Annotated in this window: 5 protein-coding genes; 1 reads left to right on the top strand and 4 read right to left on the bottom strand. The window is 71.1% G+C overall.

Features of this window, described 5'->3' with window-relative positions; genetic code table 11:
• Positions 1–522 (bottom strand): tetrahydrofolate dehydrogenase/cyclohydrolase catalytic domain-containing protein (locus CCN56_RS38655; protein ID WP_306300662.1); only part of this gene is annotated, 522 nt, incomplete at its 3' end.
• Between the two features lie 230 nt (positions 523–752).
• On the opposite strand from CCN56_RS38655, the gene CCN56_RS38650 reads away from it, so the two are divergent.
• Positions 753–1,493, top strand: a complete 741-nt coding sequence (locus CCN56_RS38650) for an RDD family protein (RefSeq protein WP_086832308.1) — start codon at positions 753–755, stop codon at positions 1,491–1,493.
• Positions 1,494–1,555: 62 nt separating this feature from the next.
• Here the strand turns inward: CCN56_RS38650 and CCN56_RS38645 are convergent, their stop codons facing one another.
• The 3 genes from CCN56_RS38645 to purN all read right to left on the bottom strand — a co-directional run.
• Positions 1,556–3,031 (bottom strand): DUF2079 domain-containing protein, encoded by a 1,476-nt coding sequence (locus CCN56_RS38645; protein WP_373412955.1) that lies wholly within the window; start codon positions 3,029–3,031, stop codon positions 1,556–1,558.
• A 106-nt stretch (positions 3,032–3,137) separates the two neighbouring features.
• A complete protein-coding gene (gene purH, locus CCN56_RS38640) occupies positions 3,138–4,703 on the bottom strand; it encodes a bifunctional phosphoribosylaminoimidazolecarboxamide formyltransferase/IMP cyclohydrolase (RefSeq protein WP_086832306.1) in 1,566 nt (521 codons plus the stop codon).
• The coding region (purN, locus tag CCN56_RS38635; protein ID WP_107484299.1) for a phosphoribosylglycinamide formyltransferase at positions 4,678–5,195 on the bottom strand (518 nt) is incomplete at its 5' end. The genes purH and purN, both read right to left, overlap by 26 nt.

Below are 5,195 nucleotides of genomic sequence, written 5' to 3'. Positions count from 1 at the left end.
CATCGGGCGCCCGATGGTGACGCCCCGTCCGACGACCACGACCTCGGCGCCGTTGATCTCCACGCCGTGGGCGCGGAGCAGGGTGACGATGCCGTTCGGCGTGCAGGGCAGCGGGGCGGGCTCGTTGAGGACGAGCCGGCCGAGGTTGGTCGGGTGCAGACCGTCCGCGTCCTTGGCCGGATCCATCAGTTCCAGGATGCGGTTCTCGTCGATGCCCTTGGGCAGCGGCAGCTGGACGATGTAACCGGTGCAGGCCGGGTCCTCGTTGAGCTCCCGTACGACCGCCTCGATCTCCTCCTGGGTGGCGGTGCCCGGCAGGGTGCGCTGGATGGAGGCGAGGCCGACCTCCGCGCAGTCGCGGTGCTTTCCGGCGACGTACTTCTGGCTGGCCGGGTCGTCGCCGACCAGGACCGTGCCGAGGCCGGGCGTGATGCCCTTCTCCTTGAGGGCCGCCACACGGACGGTCAGATCGGACTTGATCGCGGCTGCGGTGGCCTTGCCATCGAGAATCTGGGCGCTCATGCCGCTATCCTCCCGGATGACCCCTCCCATGTTCCAATCCGGACGCCCCAAAACCGGCGGCGGCGCGTTGCTGTCCTACAACACATCTGCATTCCGGCTGGACAAACTTACGCGCCACTTATGACGATGGGGGCCGAACAGTGCCGCGGGCACTGCCGGGGGGCGCACCGCAGAACAACCATGTTTCCTCCGCGTGACCGCGTCGTCCCCGCAACGGAGGAAAGCCCCACATGAGCTTCGGTGACCCGAACAACCCGTACGGCCAGCAGCCCCAGCAGCCCCCGCAGGGCCAGCCCGGTTACGGCTACCCGCAGCAGGCCCCGCAGGGCGTTCCCCCGCAGCAGGGCTACGGCTACCCGCAGCAGCAGCCGCCGGGCGCGTACCCCCAGGCTCCGGGCACCCTGCAGGCGAACAACGGCTACATCAACGTGCACGGCCTCGGCACCGTGCAGGTCGCCTCGATGGGTCTGCGGTTCGGCGCGCGCCTGATCGACAGCCTGGCCATCGGCATCGTCTACTGGGTCCTGTCGGCCATCGGCCTGGCCGGCGTGGTGGGCGCGACCGAGAGCATCGACGACTGCAGCGGCATGGACCCGATGTCCGATGCGTACAACACCTGCCTGAACAACGCGGCGCAGCAGGCCGGCGAGGCCGCGGGCGGCATCCTCGCCGCCTTCTTCGGCGTGCTCTTCCTGCTGTTCATCGCCACCATGCTCTACGAGTGGCTGATGATCGCCTTCGTCGGCGCCACGCTCGGCAAGATGGCGCTGGGCCTGCGCGTCGTCAAGGAGAACACGGGCGGCAAGCCGGGTCTCGGTGGCGGCTTCATCCGCTGGATCATCCCGATGGTCGGCGCGATCGTCTGCGGCATCGGCCAGCTCCTGGTCTACCTGTCCCCGTTCTTCGACAGCACGGGCAAGACGCAGGGCTGGCACGACCGTGCCGCCGGCACGATCGTCATCAAGAAGTAACCTCCGGCAGATCCTCTGCCGTTCCGCGGGCCGTCCGGTGCACACCGGGCGGCCCGCGGCCGTCACTGCCTCTTCAGCACCGCGAAGCCGTCCGAGCGGTACGTGATCTCGTACCGCGCCTCGGGGTGCAACTGCGCGGCCAGCTGCGCCGGATCCGACACCTGCTGCCCCCAGCCGCGCAGGTCGAAGGCGAGATAGTCCGGGGTGGCCCCCTTCGACGTGCCCACCCAGTAGACCCGGTGGTCCGCCGTGAGGTGGGCGAGGAGCGGGACGTCCGCCTCGACGCTCGCCCCGTCCGGCACCGCGGCGACCGCCGCCCGCGCCTCCACGGTCCGGCTGTCCGTCCGGTACGTCTCCGACTTGAGGAGTTCCCGCAGCGGCAGGTTCGCGGCGAGGACGAGCGCGACCGCCGTCGCCACCGGGACCACGACCTTCCCGTACGAGACGAGCCAGGCGCGCGGCGAGGTGCGGACCGAGCGGACGCCGTCCACGAGGGCCAGGAAGACGACCGGCATCAGGATCGCGCTGTAGTGCCAGTGCATGCCCCAGTGGTTGGGGTCCTGGGAGAGGAAGCGCCAGCCCAGGGTCGGCAGGACGAGCAGGGCCAGCGGGGAGCGCAGGGCGAGGAAGCCGGTGATCGCGAACAGGTAGAGCGCCATCTCCCACCGCTCGCCCGAGCCGAGGGCGTCGGCGACGATCTGCCCGAAGGAGGTCTCGGCGCCCGTGCCGGTCTTCTCGATCTTGGACCAGTAGTCGTACTGGCCGAGCTTGCTCGCCGCCGGGATCAGGACGAGGACCGTCAGCGCGAAGGCGGCCGTACCGAAGCCGGCCAGGGCGGCGCCCAGCTTCTTCTGCCCCTTGAGGAAGAGGACCGCGCCGACCATGGCGACGGTGAGCCCCATGTCCTCCTTGACCAGGACGAGCGGGGCGGACCAGGCGGCGGCCGCGGTCCAGCGCCCGAGGAGCAGGGCCCGGCAGGTCAGGGCGAGCAGCGGGACGGCGAAGGCGATCTCGTGGAAGTCGGACTTGACGGCCTCCTGGAGCCCCCAGGAGAGCCCGTACGCGATCGTCAGGCCGATGCCGGCGGCGCGGCTGCCGAGGACCTGCTTGGTGGTGCGGCCGACGACGACGGCGGAGGCGGCGAAGAGCGCGGCCTGCCCGAGGAGCAGGGAGGCCGGGGAGGGCCAGATCCAGTAGAGCGGCGCGAGGAGCGCGGTGACGGGGCTGAAGTGGTCGCCGAGTATGGGGAAGCCGGGGCCCTTGATGTCGACGACGGGGGCCCGGAACTCGGCGTACGCCCGGACCGACTGCCCGAAGATCCCGAGGTCCCAGGAGGGCGTGCGGAAGTGCGCGTACTGCACCCAGGAGTACAGGAAGTACAGGCCGCAGAGGACGCCCGCGAGGATCAGGTACGGGCGGAGCGGGGCCGGGGAGAGGCCGTCGGACGACTCCGCGTCGGTGGACTCGACGGCGGGCCTGTTCAGTACGTCCAACACCACGTCCCCCACTACCGGCGGCCGACAAAAGAGCCAACCCATTAGACCAGAGTCCACCCGTTCGGCGGACCTGCCGCAGGGGCCCGGGAACGGGAGCGGCCCGCCGGCACCGGTGAGGTGCCGACGGGCCGCTACGGGGTGCCTACCGTCAGTGGAAGAAGTGGCGCGTGCCCGTGAAGTACATCGTCACGCCCGCGTTCTTCGCGGCCTCGACGACCAGCTCGTCGCGGACCGAGCCGCCCGGCTGGACGACCGCCTTCACGCCGGCGGCCGTGAGGATCTCCAGGCCGTCGGGGAAGGGGAAGAAGGCGTCGGAGGCGGCGTACGAGCCGCGCGCCCGCTCCTCGCCGGCCCGCTCGACCGCGAGCTTCGCGGAGTCGACGCGGTTGACCTGGCCCATGCCGACGCCGACCGAGGCGCCGTCCTTGGCGAGCAGGATCGCGTTGGACTTGACCGCGCGGCAGGCCTTCCAGGCGAAGGCGAGCTCGGCGAGCTCCTCGGCGGAGAGCGCCTCGCCGGTCGCGAGCGTCCAGTTCGCCGGGTCGTCGCCCTCGGCCTGGAGGCGGTCGGTGACCTGGAGGAGGGCGCCGCCGTCGATCGGCTTGACCTCGACCGGGTTGGCCGGGGCGCCCTCGGCCTTCAGGACGCGGATGTTCTTCTTCTTGGCGAGGATCTCGACCGCTCCGTCCTCGTAGCCCGGGGCGACGATGACCTCGGTGAAGATCTCCGCGACCTGCTCGGCCATCGCGACGGAGACCGGGCGGTTGACGGCGATGACGCCGCCGAACGCGGACAGCGGGTCGCAGGCGTGCGCCTTGCGGTGGGCCTCGGCGACGTCGGCGCCGATCGCGATGCCGCACGGGTTGGCGTGCTTGATGATCGCGACGCAGGGCTCGGCGTGGTCGTACGCGGCCCGGCGCGCGGCGTCGGTGTCCGTGAAGTTGTTGTACGACATCTCCTTGCCGTGCAGCTGCTCGGCCTCGGCGAGACCACCGGTGCCGTCGACGTACAGCGCGGCGCCCTGGTGCGGGTTCTCGCCGTAGCGCAGGACGTTCTTGCGCTCGTACGTGGCGCCCAGGAAGTCCGGGAAGCCGGAGTCGTCGGCGGCGGCGTAGTCGTCGGCGAACCAGGAGGCCACGGCCACGTCGTACGCGGCGGTGTGCTGGAAGGCCTCGGCGGCGAGCCGCTTGCGGGCGGTCAGGTCGAAGCCCCCGGCCTGGACGGCGGCGAGCACGTCGGCGTACCGCTCGGGGCTGGTGACGATCGCGACCGACGGGTGGTTCTTGGCGGCGGCGCGGACCATCGACGGGCCGCCGATGTCGATCTGCTCGACGCACTCGTCCGGGGTGGCGCCGGAGGCGACCGTCTCGCGGAACGGGTAGAGGTTCACGACGACCAGGTCGAAGGGCTCCACGCCGAGCTCGGCGAGCTGCGCGCGGTGCGACTCCAGGCGCAGGTCGGCGAGGATGCCGGCGTGCACGCGCGGGTGGAGGGTCTTGACGCGCCCGTCGAGGCACTCGGGGAAGCCGGTCAGCTCCTCGACCTTGGTGACGGGCACCCCGGCGGCGGCGATCCTGCCGGCGGTGGAGCCGGTGGAGACGAGCTCGACACCGGCCTCGTGCAGACCGCGGGCCAGCTCCTCGAGCCCCGTCTTGTCGTAGACGCTGACCAGCGCGCGGCGGATGGGCTTAACGGTGTCCGTGTTCACCGACATGAACCTTTCGTCCCTCAATGCGGTAGCCGTGCCGGGCGAGACGCCCCACGACGTCGACGAGCAGCGAGCGCTCGACTTCCTTGATGCGCTCGTGCAGAGCGGCTTCATCGTCCTCGTCCCGCACCTCGACCACGCCCTGGGCGATGATCGGGCCGGTGTCGACACCGTCGTCGACGAAGTGGACGGTGCACCCGGTGACCTTCGCGCCGTACGCGAGGGCGTCACGCACCCCGTGGGCACCGGGAAAACTGGGGAGGAGCGCCGGGTGGGTGTTGACGACCCGGCCGCCGAAGCGGGCGAGGAACTCCTTGCCGACGATCTTCATGAAACCGGCCGAGACCACGAGGTCCGGCTCGTACGCGGCGGTGGCCTCGGTCAGGGCGCGGTCCCACTCCTCGCGGGTCGCGTGGTCCTTCACCCGGCAGACGAAGGTGGGGATCCCGGCACGCTCGGCGCGGACCGCGACTCCATCGTCGGCCTGGAGCGCGCCGA

This window comes from Streptomyces sp. NRRL B-24572, from assembly GCF_002156145.1.
Taxonomy (GTDB): domain Bacteria; phylum Actinomycetota; class Actinomycetes; order Streptomycetales; family Streptomycetaceae; genus Streptomyces; species Streptomyces vietnamensis.
The sequence above is the reverse complement of the archived record's forward strand: the minus strand, read 5'-3'. Positions and strand labels throughout refer to the sequence as shown.